16 protein-coding genes are annotated in these 17,807 nt (G+C 66.9%); 11 read left to right on the forward strand and 5 right to left on the reverse strand.

The annotated features are described in order from the left end of the window. The first annotated feature begins 174 nt into the window (after positions 1–174). Positions 175–1,125, forward strand: coding sequence for a transaldolase (locus THIARS_RS04245; RefSeq protein WP_094160625.1), 951 nt, complete (start codon positions 175–177; stop codon positions 1,123–1,125). A gap of 22 nt (positions 1,126–1,147) precedes the next feature. Further along, entirely contained in the window at positions 1,148–1,891 is a 744-nt protein-coding gene (locus THIARS_RS04250) for a 16S rRNA (uracil(1498)-N(3))-methyltransferase (protein WP_094159616.1), read from the forward strand. Here THIARS_RS04250 and THIARS_RS04255 read toward each other — a convergent pair. After that, on the reverse strand, positions 1,806–2,894 hold the full coding sequence (locus THIARS_RS04255) for a LysR family transcriptional regulator (RefSeq protein ID WP_094159617.1): 1,089 nt from the start codon (positions 2,892–2,894) through the stop codon (positions 1,806–1,808). The two genes, THIARS_RS04250 and THIARS_RS04255, sit on opposite strands and share 86 nt — an antisense overlap. A 547-nt stretch (positions 2,895–3,441) precedes the next feature. On the opposite strand from THIARS_RS04255, the gene THIARS_RS04260 reads away from it, so the two are divergent. The 9 genes from THIARS_RS04260 (at position 3,442) to THIARS_RS04300 (ending at position 13,352) form a co-directional block, all read left to right on the forward strand. Next, positions 3,442–4,521: a class 1 fructose-bisphosphatase gene (locus THIARS_RS04260; RefSeq protein WP_094159618.1), complete on the forward strand. Its 1,080-nt coding sequence runs from the start codon at positions 3,442–3,444 to the stop codon at positions 4,519–4,521. Positions 4,522–4,622: 101 nt separating this feature from the next. Beyond that, a complete protein-coding gene (locus tag THIARS_RS04265) occupies positions 4,623–5,498 on the forward strand; it encodes a phosphoribulokinase (protein ID WP_094159619.1) in 876 nt (291 codons plus the stop codon). Between the two features lie 51 nt (positions 5,499–5,549). After that, positions 5,550–7,643: a transketolase gene (tkt, locus tag THIARS_RS04270; RefSeq protein WP_094159620.1), complete on the forward strand. Its 2,094-nt coding sequence runs from the start codon at positions 5,550–5,552 to the stop codon at positions 7,641–7,643. A gap of 22 nt (positions 7,644–7,665) precedes the next feature. Beyond that, positions 7,666–8,364, forward strand: a complete 699-nt coding sequence (gene gph / locus THIARS_RS04275; RefSeq protein WP_094159621.1) for a phosphoglycolate phosphatase — start codon at positions 7,666–7,668, stop codon at positions 8,362–8,364. Positions 8,365–8,425: 61 nt separating this feature from the next. Then, complete coding sequence (gap, locus tag THIARS_RS04280) at positions 8,426–9,433, forward strand: type I glyceraldehyde-3-phosphate dehydrogenase (RefSeq protein ID WP_094159622.1); 1,008 nt, start codon at positions 8,426–8,428, stop codon at positions 9,431–9,433. A 66-nt stretch (positions 9,434–9,499) separates the two neighbouring features. After that, positions 9,500–10,705, forward strand: a complete 1,206-nt coding sequence (locus THIARS_RS04285) for a phosphoglycerate kinase (RefSeq protein ID WP_094159623.1) — start codon at positions 9,500–9,502, stop codon at positions 10,703–10,705. Between the two features lie 34 nt (positions 10,706–10,739). Then, a complete protein-coding gene (gene fba / locus THIARS_RS04290) occupies positions 10,740–11,804 on the forward strand; it encodes a class II fructose-bisphosphate aldolase (protein ID WP_094159624.1) in 1,065 nt (354 codons plus the stop codon). Positions 11,805–11,899: 95 nt separating this feature from the next. Further along, positions 11,900–12,457, forward strand: a complete 558-nt coding sequence (locus tag THIARS_RS04295) for a thioredoxin family protein (RefSeq protein ID WP_094159625.1) — start codon at positions 11,900–11,902, stop codon at positions 12,455–12,457. A 103-nt stretch (positions 12,458–12,560) separates the two neighbouring features. Next, positions 12,561–13,352 (forward strand): HAD family hydrolase, encoded by a 792-nt coding sequence (locus THIARS_RS04300; protein WP_094159626.1) that lies wholly within the window; start codon positions 12,561–12,563, stop codon positions 13,350–13,352. Positions 13,353–13,359: 7 nt separating this feature from the next. Here the strand turns inward: THIARS_RS04300 and THIARS_RS04305 are convergent, their stop codons facing one another. From THIARS_RS04305 to leuS, 4 genes are all read right to left on the reverse strand, one after another. After that, the gene (locus THIARS_RS04305; RefSeq protein ID WP_094159627.1) at positions 13,360–14,067 is read right to left on the reverse strand and encodes a hypothetical protein; all 708 of its coding nucleotides are present in this window, start codon (positions 14,065–14,067) and stop codon (positions 13,360–13,362) included. Between the two features lie 121 nt (positions 14,068–14,188). Further along, positions 14,189–15,280: a DNA polymerase III subunit delta gene (gene holA / locus THIARS_RS04310; RefSeq protein WP_094159628.1), complete on the reverse strand. Its 1,092-nt coding sequence runs from the start codon at positions 15,278–15,280 to the stop codon at positions 14,189–14,191. Between the two features lie 25 nt (positions 15,281–15,305). Continuing rightward, on the reverse strand, positions 15,306–15,827 hold the full coding sequence (locus tag THIARS_RS04315; RefSeq protein ID WP_245845506.1) for an LPS-assembly lipoprotein LptE: 522 nt from the start codon (positions 15,825–15,827) through the stop codon (positions 15,306–15,308). 34 nt (positions 15,828–15,861) lie between these two features. Next, positions 15,862–17,807, reverse strand: a 1,946-nt coding sequence (gene leuS / locus THIARS_RS04320) for a leucine--tRNA ligase (RefSeq protein WP_094159629.1), incomplete at its 5' end; no start/stop codon positions are given.

Genomic DNA, 17,807 nt, shown 5'->3' on the forward strand with positions numbered 1-17,807 from the left:
GCGCCGCGTCGGCGAGCAATCATCTTACTCACCGTTTGTGCTGCGGCCGGTGACGTTGTCGCCGGTCGACAACGCTTGGTGTGGGCCGAACGGATTGAGCGCGTCCGCAGCATCGGCGCAGGGCGAACGGCGCATGGCCCGCCCGGTGGCCTGCTTGGGGGCTACGATGTGCGCATGAACAGTCTTGCCGCCCTGCGCCGTCACACCGCCATCGTCGCCGACACCGCCGAATTCCTTCAACTGCCGCGGCTCCAGCCTCGGGACGCCACCACCAACCCGAGTCTGGTGTTGCGCGCGGTGCGTCAGCCCGAGTACGCGCATCTGCTGCTTGAGCGCGACATCCGTGACGCGGCGCAAGCCGACGTCGATGCGGCCATGGACCGGCTGCTGGTGCGCTTCGGCTGCGAAATCCTCGCGCACATTCCGGGGCGCGTGTCGACCGAGGTGGACGCCCGGCTGTCGCACGATACGGCGGCCACCGTGGCGCGGGCGCGCCGCCTCGTCGCGCTGTACGCCGCGCAGGGCGTGGGCCGCGAGCGCGTGCTGATCAAGATCGCCGCCACCTGGGACGGCATCGAGGCCGCGAAGCGGCTGGCGGGCGACGGCATCGCCTGCAACATGACCTTGCTGTTTTCGTTCGAGCAGGCGCGCGCATGCGCCGCGGCGGGGGTGCAGCTCATCTCGCCTTTTGTCGGTCGCATCACGGACTGGCAGCGCCAGCAGGCGGGAGATGCATGGGACGCGCAGGCCATGCGCGGCCCGAACGACCCCGGCGTGCGGGCCCTGCTGCGCATCTGGCGGTTCTACAAGTCGCGCGGCATCGCCACCGAGGTCATGGGTGCGAGCTTCCGCGACACGGCGCAGATCACCGCCCTGGCCGGGTGCGACCTGCTGACCATCGCTCCGGCCTTGCTCGACGCGCTGGCGCAAAGCGACGCGCCCATGCCGCGCCGACTCGATCCGGCCCAGGCCGGCGCCCCCGAGGACGACGCGCCGCTGGCCCTGTCGCAGGCGGCCTTCGAGGACGCGCTGGCCGCCGACGCGATGTGCCGCAGCAAGCTGGCCGAGGGCATCGCCCTGTTCAGCGCCGACACGGTCGCTTTGCTCGCGCTGCTCCAGGGCTGAGCCGGCGCGGATTCGAGCGTCCATGCCGCGCCTTTATCTTTCGGGCCCGTTGGTCGCGGGCATGGTCGACTTGCCGCCCGCCGCCGTTCGCCACGCCCGGGCGCTGCGCCTGCGCGCGGGCGATGCCTTGGTCCTGTTCGACGGCAGCGGCGGCGAATGGGAGGCGCGACTGGTCAACCCGCCGCCCGCAGCGCGGGTCGAGATCCTGCGCCACCTGCCGGTCGAGCGCGAACTGTCCCCCGCCGTGACCTTGGCCGTGGGCATGCCGGCGAACGAACGCATGGATTGGCTGGTGGAAAAAGCCACCGAGCTGGGCGCGGCCGCCGTGCAGCCGCTGATGACATCCCGCACCGTGCTGCGCCTGGAAGGCGAGCGCGCCGTGCGCCGCGCCGCGCATTGGCAGGCCATCGCGCAGGCCGCCTGCGAGCAGTGCGGACGCAACCGCATCCCGGCGGTTCACGCCGCGGCAGGCCTCGAGGCCTGGCTTGCTTCCTTGCCGCCACAGGCCGGCACCGTGGCGCGGTGTGTCTTGTCCGCGCCGGGCCAGGGCCAGGCCTTGTCTTTCGCCGCGTGGGTCGGGGCGGCCGCGGGCTGGAGCGCGCTCACCGTTTTGAGCGGCCCCGAGGGCGGCTTGAGCCCGGAAGAAACGAGCCTGGCCGTGCGTGCCGGGTTCGTCCCGGTCAGTCTGGGGCCGCGGGTTTTGCGCGCCGAGACGGCGCCGCTGGCGTTGCTCGGGGCTTGGGCTGCCCTGTCGACGGGGTCTTGACGCGCGGCGCCGGCATCGCCTTCGCCGGTTTCGCGTCCCCGGCGGAGCCGGCCGCGGCGAGCGCGGCGACGGGGCTGAGCGGCTGGAGACTGCCGAATTCCTGCGCGAGGTAAGCCTCTCCGTGCTCGAGCACGAAATAGCGGAAGGCTTCGGCCGAAGGCGAGAGCATCTTGCTGGACGTATTGACCACGTGCCAGCGCCGAATCAGGGGCAGCCCTTCCACGTCCGGCACGCCGATGAGCCCGTTGCGCAGTTCCATGCCGATGCTGTGCAGCGAGAGGAAGCTCACGCCCATGCCCGACATCACGGCCTGCTTGATGGTTTCGTTGCTGGCCAGTTCCATCGCGATGCGGACTTCCACGCGATGCTCGCGCAGGTATTCCTCCATGGCCGTGCGCGTGCCCGAGCCGGATTCGCGGATGATGAAGCTGAAGTTGGACAGGGTCGTGGCCGCGCACTGCGCGCTGCCCATCAGCGGATGGTCGGGGGCGCAAATCACCCCGAGCGGGTGCGCGGCGAAGGGTTCGGCCCGGGTGGCGATCTCGCGCGGCGGGCGGCCCATGATGGCCAGATCGAGCTCGTTGCGCTGCATCTGCGACACGAGCTGTTCGCGGTTGCCGACCACCAGCCGAACCTCGATATTCGGATGCTCCTCGCGAAACAGCTTGAGCAGGCGGGGCACGAAATACTTGGCTGTGCTGACCATGCCGATGGTCAGCCGCCCCGACTGCAGGCCGCGGAATCGCGCCAGCGCGTCCTCGGCGTCCTTCAGGGTTGACAGCATGCGCCGCGCGTACACCAGCAGGTATTCTCCGGTGACGGTCAGGCTGACGGACTTGCCGCTGCGCTCGAACAGCGGCAGCCCGACCTGGGTTTCCAGGTCGCGAATCTGCATCGAGATGGCAGGCGGTGTCAGGTGCAGTTCTTTGGCGGCCTTGCCAAAATTCAGGTGCCGCGCCGCGGCCACGAACACGCGCAATTGGCGCAGGGTGACATTTTTCATCAGACTTTCTGAATCGACAATCAAGAAATTGTGAATTTACCTTAATTGAGTCGTGACTTATATTTGTAGGCAAGAGAGTTGCACCTGAATTCGGTGTTGATTCACCAAACTGATTGGGGCAGTCGCCAGGCGAAAAGGCGGCGTCCGCATGGTTGTGAACGGGCTCTGAGGGAAACCGATGAGCTTTTACCGCAGTCGCAGTGTTCTGTTCATGCGAGTCTCCGTTAATTCTGGCTGCGGGCTTTTTCAAGCGTCCTGGATCGAGGTCAGGGAGTCCAGGTTTTTTGAAAAAGCTGTTCGGGGCCGGCCTTTGCGGCGCATGTCAGTCGGCCCGATCCTGCCGTCTACGGCGCCAGCGATGCGGTGCAACGGCGCCCCACACAATCGGCGCAACGATCCCCCGGCGGACGATTGCATCCGAAGCAGGTTGCGTTGACAGACCCCGGCAGGACCCGCCCGAACGGCGCCCTCCTGGGTCAGGCAGCGCAGCAACTCTGCCCTCGTGGCGGGATCCGCCACCCGAGAATTTCGAACCTGGAGACTCACCATGCAGCAAGGCCGCACCACCATTTCCAAATTTCTCATCGAGCAACTGCGCGGTGCGGAAGACCAGGCCGATTTGGCCGCCTTGTTGATCGACGTGACGGCCGCCGTCAAGTCGATCGCTTCGATGACGGCCAAGGGTGCGCTGGGAGGCTTCCTCGGCTCGCTGGGGACCGAGAACGTGCAAGGTGAGACCCAGAAGAAGCTCGACGTGCTCTCCAACGACGCGATGATCCAGGCCTGCGAATGGGGTGGTCTGGTGGCCGGCATGGCCTCCGAGGAAATGGATGATCCCTACACCTTGCCCAAGGAATTCGAACGCGGCCCTTACCTGCTGGTGTTCGATCCGCTCGATGGTTCGTCCAACATCGACGTGAACGTCTCGGTGGGCACGATCTTTTCCGTGCTGCGCCACACCAAGATCGGCGATCCCGCCACGGCCGACTACCTGCGTCCGGGCGTGGAGCAGGTGGCGGCCGGCTATGCCATCTACGGCCCGGCCACGATGATGGTCCTCACCGTGGGCAAGGGCACCCACGGCTTCACGCTGGACCGCGAAATCGGCAATTTCATCCTCACGCACCCGGACCTCAAGATTCCCGAGGACACCAGCGAGTTCGCCATCAATGCCAGCAACGAGCGCTTCTGGGAGCCGCCCGTGCAGCGCTATGTCGCCGAATGCAAGGCCGGCAAGACCGGGGACCGCGGCCGCGACTTCAACATGCGCTGGATCGCCTCGATGGTGGCCGACGTGCACCGCATTCTGATGCGTGGCGGCATCTTCATGTATCCCAAGGACACCAAGGATCTGAGCAAGCCCGGCCGCCTGCGCCTGATGTACGAAGCCAATCCGATCGGTTTCATCGTCGAGCAGGCCGGCGGCGCCGCGTCCACCGGACGCGCCCGGATCATGTCCGTGCCGCCGACCTCGCTGCACCAGCGCGTGCCGGTGATGCTGGGTTCGAAGAACGAAATCGAGCGGCTCGAGCGCTATCACCGGGAATACGATAGCGGCGAGGACAAGCCGTTCGTGTCGCCGCTGTTCAAAGATCGTTCCCTATACAGCGACGATGCGCGGGCCTGACCGGCGCGTCGTCCGTCTCATTCCCAGTCGTTTCGTCGCGCCGCAGCGGGCCCAGGTTCGCTGCGGCGGCCATCCGGTTTTCCATCTCGCACCTTCACGCCATGTCAGCCAAACACCCCATCATTGCCATCACGGGTTCGTCGGGAGCCGGCACCACCACGGTGATGCGCAGTTTCCAGCACATCTTTCGTCGCGAAAAACTCACCGCGCAAATCGTCGAGGGCGACTCCTTCCACAAGTACAACCGCATGGACATGCGCGAGGAGATGAAAAAGCAGGAGGCCTCCGGCAACCGCAATTTCAGCCACTTCGGCCCCGAGGCCAACCTGCTGGGCGAACTCGAGAACGTGTTCAAGGCCTATGGCGCCACTGGCGGCGGCAAGGTGCGCAAATACATCCATGACGATGCCGAGGCCGCCGAGCACGGCGTCCCTCCGGGCAACTTCACCGACTGGAAGGATATCGCGCCGGGTTCGGACCTGATGTTCTACGAAGGGCTGCACGGCGGCTATGCGGACGACAAGATCAATGTCGCGGCGCAGGTCGACCTGCTCGTGGGCGTGGTGCCCATCATCAATCTCGAGTGGATCCAGAAGCTGCATCGCGACCAGATCCAGCGCGGCTATTCGCAGGAGGCGGTGATGGACACCATCCTGCGCCGCATGCCCGATTACGTGCATCACATCACGCCGCAGTTCTCCCGCACGCATGTCAACTTCCAGCGCGTGCCGACGGTGGATACCTCCAACCCCTTCATCGCCAAGGACATCCCCAGCCTGGACGAGAGCATGGTGGTGATCCGCTTCGCCGATCCGCACGGCATCGATTTCCCCTACCTCGTGTCCATGCTGCACGACTCCTGGATGACGCGGCCGAACACCCTGGTCGTGCCCGGCGGCAAGATGGGCCTCGCGATGCAGCTCATCTTCACTCCCATGATCCTGCGCCTGATGGACATCAAGCGCCGTGCCGGCTGATCCGGTCCCAGGTTGCAGAAGCCGCCACGCCCACATTGCGAGGATGAAACCATGAACGCGCACAACGAACTGTTTCCCGTCATCGATCCCACCCAGCGCCGCCGCCTGGCCAACGCCATCCGCTTTCTCGCCATCGATGGCGTGGAAGCCGCGAAGTGCGGCCATCCCGGCGCCCCCATGGGCATGGCCGACATCGCCGAGGTGCTGTGGCGCAACCACCTGCACCACAACCCGGCCAATCCGCACTGGGCCGACCGCGACCGTTTCGTGCTGTCCAACGGCCACGGTTCGATGCTGATCTATGCCCTGCTCCACCTCACCGGCTACGACCTCCCCATCGAGGAGCTCAAGCGCTTCCGCCAGCTGCACAGCAAGACGCCTGGACACCCCGAGGTCGGCTACACCCCCGGCGTCGAAACCACCACCGGCCCGCTCGGTCAGGGCCTGGCCAACGCCGTCGGCATGGCCTTGGCCGAGCAGATGCTGGCGCGCAAGTTCAACCAGCCCGGCCACGAAATCGTCAACCACCACACCTATGTGTTCCTGGGCGACGGCTGCCTGATGGAAGGCATCAGCCACGAGGTTTGCTCGCTGGCCGGCACGCTCAAGCTCAACAAGCTGATCTGCTATTACGACGACAACGGCATCTCGATCGATGGCCATGTCGAGCATTGGTTCACCGACAACACCGTGCTGCGCTTCCAGTCCTACGGATGGAACGTGATCGGCCCGATCGACGGCCACGACGCGCAGGCGGTGGAGCGCGCTACGGCCGAGGCCAAGACCAGCGGCGACAAGCCCACGCTCATCATCTGCCAGACCACGATCGGCTGGGGTTCGCCCCACAAGGCCGGCACGCACGACGTGCATGGCTCGGCGCTGGGTAGCGCCGAAGCCGAGGCCACGCGCAAGGCGCTGGGCTGGGAGTACGGGCCGTTCGAGGTTCCGCAGGACATCTACGACGCCTGGAACGCCAAGGCGCGCGGCGCCAAGCTGGAGGCCGCCTGGAACGAGCGCTTCGCCGCTTACGAGAAGGTGCACCCGGCGCTGGCGGCCGAATTCAAGCGCCGCATGGCGGGCGACCTGCCCGCCAACTGGGGCGAAACGGTGCAGGCGCTCTACGCCAAGGCGCGCGCCGTCTCGGCCGCCACCGCCACGCGCAAGGCTTCGCAAATCGCCCTCGAAACCCTGGTTCCGGCGCTGCCCGGCATGTTCGGCGGCTCGGCCGACCTCACCGGCTCCAATCTCACCGCGGTCAAGGACTCCAAGCCCTGGGCCAACGCCAAGGCCGGCGAGGTGGTGAACTACCTGTCGTACGGGGTGCGCGAATTCGGCATGGCCGCGATGATGAACGGCATGGCGCTGCACATGGGCTTCCTGCCCTATGGCGGCACCTTCCTGATGTTCTCGGACTACTCCCGCAACGCCGTGCGCATGAGCGCGCTGATGAAGCAGCGCGTGGTGCATGTGTTCTCGCACGACTCCATCGGCCTGGGCGAAGACGGGCCGACCCACCAGGCCGTCGAGCAGACCCCCAGCCTGCGCCTCATCCCCAACCTCGACGTCTGGCGTCCGGCGGACGTGCTCGAAACCGCGGTGGCCTGGAAATGCGCGGTCGAGCGCAAGACCGGACCCAGCGCCCTGCTGCTGTCGCGCCAGAATCTTCCGGCCACGCAGCACCGCGAAGGTGTCGAGGCACAGATGGCGCGCGGCGGCTATGTGCTGGCCGATGCCGAGGGCGGCAAGCCGCAGGTCGTGCTGATCTCCACCGGTTCCGAGGTCGAGATCGCGCTGAAGGCGCAGAAACTGCTGGCCGAGGCGGGCGTGTCCGCGCGCGTCGTGTCCATGCCCTGCACCAACGTCTTCGATCGCCAGGACGAGGCCTATCGCAACACCGTGCTGCCGCTGTTCGTGCCGCGCGTCGCCGTCGAAGCCGCCCAGCCCGATTTCTGGCGCAAGTATGTCGGCCTGTCCGGCGGCGTGGTCGGCATCGCCACGTTCGGCGAGTCGGCGCCGATCGCGGATCTGTACAAGCACTTCAAGATCACAGCCGAGCACACCGCCGAGGTGGCGCAGGCCGTGCTGCGCATGCACGCCGCGCGCCACGAGGCCGAGGACGGCAACGTCGTGCGGTCGATGAACTGAACCTGCATCGCGTCAGACAGCCATGTTCGATCTCGTGATGTTCGACCTCGACGGCACGCTGGTGCAAACGGCGCCGGAGATCGCCGATGCCGTCAACGATCTGCTGCGCGAGCAGGGGCTTCCCGAGGTGGGTGAGGATCTGATCTCCACCTGGATCGGCCACGGCACGCGCGAGCTGATGACCCAGGCCTATGCGTTCTCGGCGCAGATCGCGGTCGACACCGTGCGCCGCGCCGGCACCATGGACAAGCTGATGCCGCGTTTCACCGTGTTCTACGAACAGCGCTGCGGCACGCGCAGCAGGCTCTACCCCTGCGTGCTGGAAAGCCTGCGCGCGCTGCGCCAGGCCCAGGTCCGCATGGCCGTGGTCACCAACAAGGAGCAGCGCTTCACCACCACCGTGCTGATGGCCCACCAGATCCGCCATTTCTTCGACATGGTGATCGCCGGCGACACCTTGGCGGCGAAGAAACCGGACCCGCTGCCGGTGCGCTATTGCCTGGATGCGCTGAAGGTGCCCGCCGCGCGCGCCCTCTTCGTCGGCGATTCGCAGATCGACGTGGACACTGCGCGCGCCGCGGGCGTGCCGATCTGGGCGGTGCCGTATGGTTACAACCTCGGCCACCCCATCGCGCAGGCCCGTCCGGATCGCATCATTCCCACCATCGCCGCCGTGGCCGAGGCCGTCGCGGCCGGCGCGCCGCACGCGTGCACGGCCTGAGCCGGCGGCGGATCCCCTTCCACCATCCCCACCATCCACCATCAAGCAAGGAGTGATTTCCATGACTATTCGCGTTGCCATCAATGGTTTCGGCCGCATCGGACGCATGGCGTTCCGCGCCGTCGCGAAGGAAGCCGAGTTCAGCGACATTGAAATCGTCGGCATCAACGATCTGCTCGAACCCGACTATCTCGCCTACATGCTGCAGTACGACTCGGTGCATGGACGATTCAAGGGCGATGTCGGCGTCGAGGGCAATCACCTGGTGGTCAACGGCAAGAAAATCCGCCTCACCGCCGAACGCGATCCGTCCGCGCTCAAGTGGGGCGACGTCGGCGCCGACGTCGTGATCGAGGCCACCGGCTTCTTCCTGACCCTGGACACCTGCCAGAAGCACATCGACGCGGGCGCCAAGAAGGTCGTGCAATCGGCGCCGTCGAAGGACGAAACGCCCATGTTCGTCTACGGCGTGAACCACGCCAAGTACGCCGGCGAGCGCATCGTCTCCGCCGCTTCGTGCACCACCAACTGTCTCGCGCCGGTGGCCAAGGTGCTGAACGACAACTTCGGCATCAAGCGCGGTCTCATGAGCACCGTGCATGCCGCCACGGCGACGCAAAAGACCGTGGACGGTCCTTCCAGCAAGGACTGGCGCGGTGGCCGCGGCATCCTCGAAAACATCATTCCCTCATCCACCGGCGCGGCCAAGGCCGTGGGCAAGGTCATTCCCGAACTGAACAAGAAGCTCACCGGCATGGCTTTTCGCGTGCCGACCTCGGACGTATCCGTGGTCGACCTGACGGCCGAACTGGTGAAAGAGGCGTCGTACGAAGACATCTGCAAGGCCATGAAGGCGGCTTCCGAGGGCCCGCTCAAAGGCGTGCTCGGCTATACCGACGAGAAGGTGGTGTCCACCGATTTCCGCGGCTGCTCGACGCCCTCGGTGTTCGATGCCGAGGCCGGCATCGCGCTCGATTCGACCTTCGTCAAGGTCGTCTCGTGGTACGACAACGAATACGGCTACACCTGCAACATGATGCGCTTCGTCAAGCACGTCGCCACCCACTAAGAAGGCCTTGCCGCCGCTGCGCGCCGCCTGCGCGCGGCGGCGCTTCGCCACACGAGGAGCAGCCTGATGCATATCCTGACCTTCGAAGAAATCTGCAAACGCGGCTTCGCGCAGGACAAGCGCGTGTTCATCCGCGCCGACCTGAACGTGCCGCTCAACGAGCAGGGTGAAATCACCGAGGACACGCGCGTGCGCGCCTCGGTGCCCGCCATCGAGATGGCCCTCAACGCCGGCGCCGCCGTGATGCTCACTTCGCATCTGGGCCGTCCCACCGAAGGCGAGTTCAAGCCCGAGGATTCGCTGGCCCCGGTCGCCAAGCGCTTGTCCGAGCTGCTTGGCCGCCCCGTTCCCCTGGTGAGCCACTGGGTGGACGGCGGATTCCAGGTTCGCCCCGGCGAGGTGGTGCTGCTGGAGAACTGCCGTCTGAACAAGGGCGAGAAAAAGAACGACGACGCGCTGGCCCAGAAAATGGCCAAGCTCGCCGACATCTTCGTGCACGACGCCTTCGGCACCGCGCACCGTGCCGAGGCCAGCACCTTCGGCATCGCCAAATACACGTCCGTCGCGTGCGCCGGCCCGCTGCTCGCCGCCGAGATCGACGCCGTCAACCGCGCGTTGGCCGAACCCAGGCGCCCGCTGGTGGCCATCGTCGCGGGTTCCAAGGTGTCGACCAAGCTCACCATCCTGCAGAGCCTGGCCGACAAGGTGGACGGCCTCATCGTCGGCGGCGGCATCGCCAATACCTTCATGCTGGCCGCCGGCCTGCCCATCGGCAAGAGCCTGGCCGAGCCGGATCTGGTGGCCGATGCCCGCAAGGTGATGGACAAGATGAAGGCGCGCGGCGCCGAAGTGCCCATCCCCGAGGACGTTGTCGTGGCCAAGGCGTTCAGTCCCACGGCGCAGGCCACGGTGAAGGAGGCGAAGGACGTCGCGGCCGATGACCTCATTCTGGACATCGGCCCGAGGACCGCCGCCAAGCTGGCCGAAAAGCTCAAGGCGGCCGGAACCATCGTCTGGAATGGCCCGGTCGGCGTGTTCGAGTTCGACGCCTTCTCCAAAGGCACCGAAACCCTGGCGCGCGCCATTGCCGAAAGCCCCGGCTTCTCCATCGCCGGCGGCGGCGACACCCTGGCGGCGATCGCCAAATATGGCATCGCCGACAAAATCGGCTATATCTCCACGGGAGGCGGCGCCTTCCTGGAAGTGCTGGAAGGCAAGACCCTCCCGGCGTTCGACATCCTGCAGCAGCGCGCGCGCATGCCGCTGTCCTAAAGTTCAGCCAACCTCTTTTCTTCCGGAGTCCGACATGGCCCTCATTTCCCTGCGTCAACTGCTCGACCATGCCGCCGAGCACAGCTACGGCGTTCCCGCCTTCAACGTCAACAACCTCGAGCAGATGCGCGCCATCATGGAAGCCGCCGACGAGACTGACTCGCCGGTCATCGTGCAGGCCTCGGCCGGCGCGCGCAAATACGCCGGCGCCCCCTTCCTGCGCCATCTCATCCTGGCGGCGATCGAGGAGTTTCCCCATATCCCCGTCGTCATGCACCAGGACCACGGCACCAGTCCCGCCGTGTGCCAGCGCTCGATCCAGCTCGGCTTCTCGTCGGTGATGATGGACGGCTCGCTCGGCGAGGACGGCAAGACGCCGACCACTTACGAGTACAACGTCGACGTCACCCGCCGCACGGTGGAGATGTCGCACGCCTGCGGCGTGTCGGTCGAAGGCGAGCTGGGCTGCCTGGGCTCCCTCGAGACCGGCCAGGCCGGCGAGGAAGACGGCATCGGCGCCGAGGGCACGCTGGACCACAGCCAGCTGCTCACCGACCCCGAGGAAGCGGCCGACTTCGTGAAGAAGACGCACGTGGACGCGCTGGCCATCGCCATCGGCACCAGCCATGGCGCCTACAAATTCACCCGTCCCCCGACCGGCGACATCCTCGCCATCGGCCGCATCAAGGAAATCCATGCCCGCATTCCCAACACCCACCTGGTGATGCACGGCTCGTCCTCGGTGCCGCAGGAATGGCTCAAGATCATCAACGAGTACGGCGGCGACATGGGCGAGACCTATGGCGTGCCGGTCGAGGAGATCGTCGAAGGCATCAAGCACGGCGTGCGCAAGGTCAACATCGACACCGATCTGCGCATGGCCTCCACCGGCGCCACCCGCAAATTCCTCGCCGAGAACAAGAGGGAGTTCGACCCGCGCAAATTCCTCATCGCTTCCACCAAGGCCATGAAGGACATCTGCAAGGCGCGCTACGTCGCGTTCGGCACCGCGGGCCATGCCTCCAAGATCAAACCGATCAATCTGGAAGCCATGGTCAAGCGCTACGACAAGGGCGAACTCGATCCGAAAATCAACTGATCGCGTCCCAATCCCGTCTCGACCCGATCCCCGGCGCCCGCCGGGGTTTTCGTCTGCGTCGTCGAATTCGACCCAGCCATTCAGGAGCTATCGTCATGGCCGCAACAGCCGACCCCTTGCAGCGCGGGTTCCAAGCGCCCGGATTTTCGTTGCCCGGCATCGACGGGCGCAACACGAGCCTGGAGGATGTGCGCGGGCCCAGGGGCACCCTGGTGATGTTCATCTGCAACCACTGCCCCTATGTCCAGGCGGTCGCCGCGCGCATCAAACGCGACACCGAGGCGCTGCGCGCGTTCGGCGTGCACACGGTGGCGATCAACAGCAACGACGCCAACGCCTACCCCGAGGATTCATTCGACAACATGAAGATCTTCGCGCAAAAGCATGGCTTCGACTTCCCCTATCTGTACGATGAAACCCAGCAGGTGGCGAAGGCCTACGGTGCGGTTTGCACCCCGGATTTCTTCGGTTTCAACGCCGACCTGAAACTCGAATACCGCGGCCAACTCGACGCCTCGCGCAAGCAATCGGCTCCCGCGGACGCGCGGCGCGACCTGTTCGAGGCGATGCGTCAGATCGCCGAAACCGGCCGCGGTCCGGACGAGCAATACCCGAGCATCGGTTGCTCCATCAAGTGGAAGGACGCGGCCTGAGAGCCGGCCTATGGCCTTGTTCGCGCGGCGAGCAAGGCTGGCGGCGCCGCCGCGGGTTCACGGCGATTCGGCGGCGTGGCGCCCATCCAACTCAGGAAACTTCATGTCAGGACTGAAAGCTCTCATTTTCGACGTCGACGGCACGCTTGCCGAAACCGAGCGCGACGGCCACCGCATCGCCTTTAATCAGGCCTTCGCCGACGCCGGGCTGGCCTGGCACTGGGACGTGGAAACCTATGGCCGCCTGCTTGCCGTCACCGGCGGCAAGGAGCGCATGCTGCACTATTGGCAAGGACTGGACGCCGAGGCGGCGTCAGGCCCGCAAGCCCGCGCCCTCGTTGCCGAACTGCACCGGCTCAAAACCACGCATTACGTGCGCCTGGTGGCCGAGGGCGGCATTCAGTTGCGCCCGGGTGTGGCCAGGCTGCTGCAGCAGGCTCGAGAGGCGGGCTTGCGCCTGGCCATCGCGACCACCACGACGCCGGACAACGTCGAAGCCCTGCTGCATGCCACGCTCGGTTCAAGCGGCATGGCCATGTTCGAGTGCATCGGCGCGGGCGACGCCGTGCCGCGCAAGAAACCCGACCCGGGCATTTACGCCTGGGTGCTGGAGCGGATGCGGCTCGCACCTTCTCAGTGTCTGGCCTTCGAGGATTCCACCAACGGCTGGAAAGCCGCGGATGCCGCGGGTCTGCGCACCGTGGTCACCACGGGAGCCTACACGGCGCGCGACATGTTCCCCGGGGCGCTGGCGCAGCTCGACGGGCTCGGCGATGCAGACCATCCGGCGCAGGGCCGCGTGATGGGGCAAGCCTGGAGCGGGGTGGTCGACATTCCGACGCTGCGCGAATGGGCCTCCCCGGGCAAGCCCGGCGCGGATGCAGAAATGGCGTGAACAGGCCCTAGCCGATCACGCTGACGGACTCGGGCGGCAGCATGATCGGCGACTGCGCGCCGACGCTCACGCGCTGCCGCAGCCGGGCGCCGGCCGCGCCGGCGGAGCGTTTCAGCCAGGCTTGCTGCAGCGCGGGCTTGGCGCTGGCCCAATGGCCGAGATCGACTCGGATGGGTTTGGCGCCGAGGTTGACCAGCAGCACGCGACTGCCCTGGGGGCCGATGAAGCTGCCGCCCTGCAGGGGGGCGCCAGCGGTGGCTGCGGGGAAGGCCCCGTCGATGCCCGGAAAACGCAATTTCTCGTAGTCCAGTGCGCCGACGTAGGCGGCCTTCAAGAAGTGGCGGGCGGCGACAACCGCTGCGCAGGGCGAGGCCGGGCCGGCGCTCCAATGCGCCGTGCTGCACAGGGCTTCAGTCCCGGTCCGCGCGTGCTTGACCTGCTGCAGGTCGATCGCGCGCAGCACCCTCGCGAGCTGACGCAGCTGCGCCGCCCACGACTGCGCCAGTCCGGCGCGTGTCGTGGTCTGGGTTTGCAGCAGCAGGGCCTGCGCGTCGCGCTGCCGCGGCAGCGCCCGCATCACGTCGTCCGGCCCCGCGCCGGTGAATGCGGCGGGTGGCGCGGCCTGCGCCGTGACCGTGGCGGCGCAGGCGGCGATGACGAGCGGCTGGAGAAAGACGCGGACCTTGGGGTTCGGCATGATGGTCGGAGGCGGCATAAACCCAGTCTGAATCAGGTCGCCCGAGGAAATTCCCCTGGCCCGCGGGGCTTTTGGTGTCGGGCTGTAAACGGGCCGCGCCGCACCCGCGCCGGCTCGGGGCCTGGGGATCGCGTCCGCTTCAGCCGGCGGCCAGCAACACCAGGCGCGCTCCGTGCGCGCTGGCGGCCGGCTGAGGCGACACCGCCTGGGCCATCGCCAGGGCGAGGTGGCGCACGGCCTCCCAGGGCTGATGCGGGACGCCTGCGGGGCGCAAGCCCTTGACGGCACGATCGCATTCGGCGGCGCGCAGCAGCAGACCCTCCAGCAGGGGCAGATTCAGGCGTGGCAGCGCGCGCTGCAGCAGCTTTTCCTTCGGCCCCCAGATGCGATTGGCGCGCGCCAGCGTGGCGAAGCTCTCCCCGGCATCGAGCCCCTGGCGCAGGCGCAGCCAGGCGCGCGTTTCCTCGGCCAAGGACCAATGCGCCAACACTGGGGCCACGCCTTCGCCTTGCAGGCCGTCGAGCATGCGCACGAGGCGGGCGATGTCGCCGGCCAGCAGCGCCTCGCCCAGGCGGAACACGCCGTAGCGCGCCGCGTCCTGCACCAGGTCTTCGACTTGCGCGGGATCGAGTTCACCCGGATCCAGCAGCAACGCGAGTTTTTCCACTTCCTGATGCGCGGCGAGCAGATTGCCCTCGGTGCGCGCCACCAGCAGATCCAGGCAGGCCTGTCCTGCAGGACCGGCGGCGATGCGCAGGCCGTGGCGCGCCAGGCGTGCGCGCATCCAGGCGCCGAGCTGTTCGGGTTCCACGGTGTCCACGCGCACCGCCGTGCCTGCCTCGGCGAGGCGGGAGAACCAGTCGGATTTCTGCGCGGCGGCGTCCAGCCTGGGCAGCAGCACGAGGACCAGCACGTCGCTGGAGGCCTCCTGCGCCAGCGCCGCCAGGGCCTGGGCGCCGTCGCGTCCGGGTTTGCCGGTGGGGATGCGGACCTCGATCAGCTTGCGTTCGCCGAACAGGCTCATCTCGCGGCTTTGGGCCAGCAGTTCGTCCCAGTCGAAACCGCGCTCGACTTGATGCTGCTCCCGCACCCCGTAGCCCGCCGCCTGCGCCGCGGCGCGAATGGCGTCCACCGCCTCGTTCACCAGCAGCAGTTCGTCGCCAAAGACCATATAGGGCCCGCGCAGGCCGGAATCCAGCCGGGCTTGGAGTTGGTCGGCGCGAATCAGCATGGGCGCGGACTTGGAGCGTCGAACATCAGGGCGCCGCCGGCGCGGGGGCCGAGGCGGCCGGCCGCGCGGCCGCCATCTGGAACATGATGCGGTTGACCAAATCCTGGCGCATGCCGCGGTAGAGCAAGTCGGCCTCGTTGGCCTTGGCCAGTGTCGCCGCGGTGCTGTAGCTCAGGCTGCTGGTCTGGGTGATCGAGGTCGGCGGAATGAGCATCTGCCCCGAGGGCGTCGCGAGCTGGAACTGCACGGTTTCGCGCAACTGGTACTGCGCCACCGTGCCGTCGGCGTTGTAGGCCAGCGGCACCTGGGTCGGGCTGTCGGCGAGCAGGGTGAAGACGGCCTGCGCCAGCTTCGGATCGGCCACGATGCGGGTCGAGGTGGTGGAAGCGATCTGGCGCTTGAGGTCGATCAGGAAAGGTCCGTCCGGCCCCTGCACCGCCAGGCTCGAGAACGCCAGATTGGTGGAGCCGCGCAGGTGGAACCCGCAGCCTGTCAGTGCCAGGGCGATCAGCAGGGCGAGGGCGAGGCCGCAGCGGTGTCGCATCATGCGCGTATTGTCGCTGGATGGGGGCGGGCCGTCTTCACACCACCACATTGACGAGGCGTCCGGGGACGACCACCACCTTTTTCGCGGGCCTGCCTTCGGCATGCTTGGCGAACTCGGGGCTGGCCAGCGCGGCGGCCTCGATGGCGGCCTTGTCCGCCGTGGCCGGAACCTTCAGCGCGCCCCGCAGCTTGCCGTTGACCTGCAGCACGAGTTCGACTTCATCTTGGATCAACGCGGCCTTGTCCACCTGGGGCCAGGGCGCATCGAGCAAATCACCGAGCTTGGTGGCGTAGCCGAGTTCCTGCCACAACGCGTGGGCGATATGGGGGGTGGCTGGGTAGAGCACGCGCAGGAGGATGCCGTAGCCTTCGCGCAGAACGGCAGGCATTCCGGCGCAGCGCGGAGCCGCGCTTTCGAGCGCATTGAGCAATTTCATCGCGCCGGACACCACGGTGTTGTATTGCATGCGGCCGTAGTCGAAGCTCACTTGCTGCAGGATCTGATGGACTTCGCGGCGCACGGTGCGAGCATCGTCGCTCACGTCGTTGCGATGGTCATCGGCCCATTCATGCAGCTTGGCGCCCAAGGCCCATACGCGCCGCAGGAAGCGGTGCGCGCCCTCCACGGCAGCGTCGTTCCATTCCAGCGTGGCTTCGGGCGGAGCGGCGAACATGGTGAACAGGCGCGCGGTGTCGGCGCCGTAGCGATCGATCAGGTCCTGCGGATCGACGCCGTTGTTCTTGCTTTTGCTCATGGTGCCGACGCCGCCATAGTCCACGGCGGAGCCGTCGCTTTTCAGCTTCGCGCCCACGATCTTGCCCTGCGCGTCGAGCACGTTGTCCACCTCGTGCGGCCAGAAGTATTCGATCCCGCCCTGCGCGGTTTTGCGCGAATAGATGTGGTTGAGCACCATGCCTTGCGTGAGCAGGCGTTTGAACGGCTCGTCGGCCTTCACCAGCCCGAGGTCGCGCATCACCTTGGTCCAGAAGCGGGCGTACAGCAAGTGCAGGATGGCGTGCTCGATGCCGCCGATGTACTGGTCCATCGGCATCCAGTAATCGGTGCGCGCGTCGACCATCGCGCCGTGGTTGTCGGCGCAGGTGTAGCGCATGAAATACCAGGACGAGTCGACGAAGGTGTCCATGGTGTCGGTCTCGCGCCGCGCCGGCTTGCCGCATTGCGGGCAGGGCACGTTGACGAATTCCGCGCACTTGAGCAGCGGGTTGCCGCTGCCGTCGGGGATGAGATTTTCCGGCAGCACCACCGGCAGGTCCTTTTCAGGCACGGGAACCGTGCCGCAGGCGTCGCAGTGGATGACGGGAATCGGCGTGCCCCAGTAGCGCTGGCGCGATATGCCCCAGTCGCGCAGGCGCCAAGTGGTCTTCTTTTCGCCCAGGCCCTTCGCGGCGAGCAGTTCGGCCACCTTGTCGACGGCGGACTTGTAGGGCAGGCCGTCGAGCATGGCGGAGTGGGTGCAGACGCCGCGCTGCTTGTCGCCGTACCAGTCGGCCCAGGTTTCCGATGAGAAGGCTTCGCCCTCGATGGCAACGACCTGGCGAATGGCCAGGCCGTATTTGCGCGCAAAAGCGAAGTCGCGCTCGTCGTGCGCCGGCACGCCCATCACCGCGCCGTCGCCATAGCTCATCAGCACGTAGTTGCCGACCCACACCGGCACGGGCTCGCCCGTGAGCGGATGCTCGACGCTCAAGCCCGTGGGCATGCCTTCCTTGTCCTTCAGGGCGAGTTCGGCCTCGGTGGTGCCGCCCTGCTGGCAGCGCGCGATGAAGGCGGCGAGTGCCGGGTTGTCTTGCGCGGCATGCGCGGCGAGCGGATGCTCGGGGGCCACGGCGCAGAAAGTCACGCCCATGATGGTGTCGGCGCGGGTGGTGAACACGTACAAGCGGCCGTCCTGAATCAGCCTGCCCCGGGCGTCGCGAATGGCGTGCGGGAAGGCGAAGCGCACGCCTTCGCTCTTGCCGA

This window comes from Thiomonas delicata (assembly GCF_900088825.1).
Lineage (GTDB): Bacteria > Pseudomonadota > Gammaproteobacteria > Burkholderiales > Burkholderiaceae_C > Thiomonas_A > Thiomonas_A delicata.

Excerpts from the sequence above, each read along its gene's own strand:
- THIARS_RS04245 (WP_094160625.1), top strand. The coding sequence starts at position 175 with ATGAACAGTCTTGCCGCCCTGCGCCGTCACACCGCCATCGTCGCCGAC.
- THIARS_RS04250 (WP_094159616.1), top strand. The coding sequence starts at position 1,148 with ATGCCGCGCCTTTATCTTTCGGGCCCGTTGGTCGCGGGCATGGTCGAC.
- THIARS_RS04255 (WP_094159617.1), bottom strand. The coding sequence starts at position 2,894 with ATGAAAAATGTCACCCTGCGCCAATTGCGCGTGTTCGTGGCCGCGGCG.
- THIARS_RS04260 (WP_094159618.1), top strand. The coding sequence starts at position 3,442 with ATGCAGCAAGGCCGCACCACCATTTCCAAATTTCTCATCGAGCAACTG.
- THIARS_RS04265 (WP_094159619.1), top strand. The coding sequence starts at position 4,623 with ATGTCAGCCAAACACCCCATCATTGCCATCACGGGTTCGTCGGGAGCC.
- tkt (WP_094159620.1), top strand. The coding sequence starts at position 5,550 with ATGAACGCGCACAACGAACTGTTTCCCGTCATCGATCCCACCCAGCGC.
- gph (WP_094159621.1), top strand. The coding sequence starts at position 7,666 with ATGTTCGATCTCGTGATGTTCGACCTCGACGGCACGCTGGTGCAAACG.
- gap (WP_094159622.1), top strand. The coding sequence starts at position 8,426 with ATGACTATTCGCGTTGCCATCAATGGTTTCGGCCGCATCGGACGCATG.
- THIARS_RS04285 (WP_094159623.1), top strand. The coding sequence starts at position 9,500 with ATGCATATCCTGACCTTCGAAGAAATCTGCAAACGCGGCTTCGCGCAG.
- fba (WP_094159624.1), top strand. The coding sequence starts at position 10,740 with ATGGCCCTCATTTCCCTGCGTCAACTGCTCGACCATGCCGCCGAGCAC.
- THIARS_RS04295 (WP_094159625.1), top strand. The coding sequence starts at position 11,900 with ATGGCCGCAACAGCCGACCCCTTGCAGCGCGGGTTCCAAGCGCCCGGA.
- THIARS_RS04300 (WP_094159626.1), top strand. The coding sequence starts at position 12,561 with ATGTCAGGACTGAAAGCTCTCATTTTCGACGTCGACGGCACGCTTGCC.
- THIARS_RS04305 (WP_094159627.1), bottom strand. The coding sequence starts at position 14,067 with ATGCCGCCTCCGACCATCATGCCGAACCCCAAGGTCCGCGTCTTTCTC.
- holA (WP_094159628.1), bottom strand. The coding sequence starts at position 15,280 with ATGCTGATTCGCGCCGACCAACTCCAAGCCCGGCTGGATTCCGGCCTG.
- THIARS_RS04315 (WP_245845506.1), bottom strand. The coding sequence starts at position 15,827 with ATGATGCGACACCGCTGCGGCCTCGCCCTCGCCCTGCTGATCGCCCTG.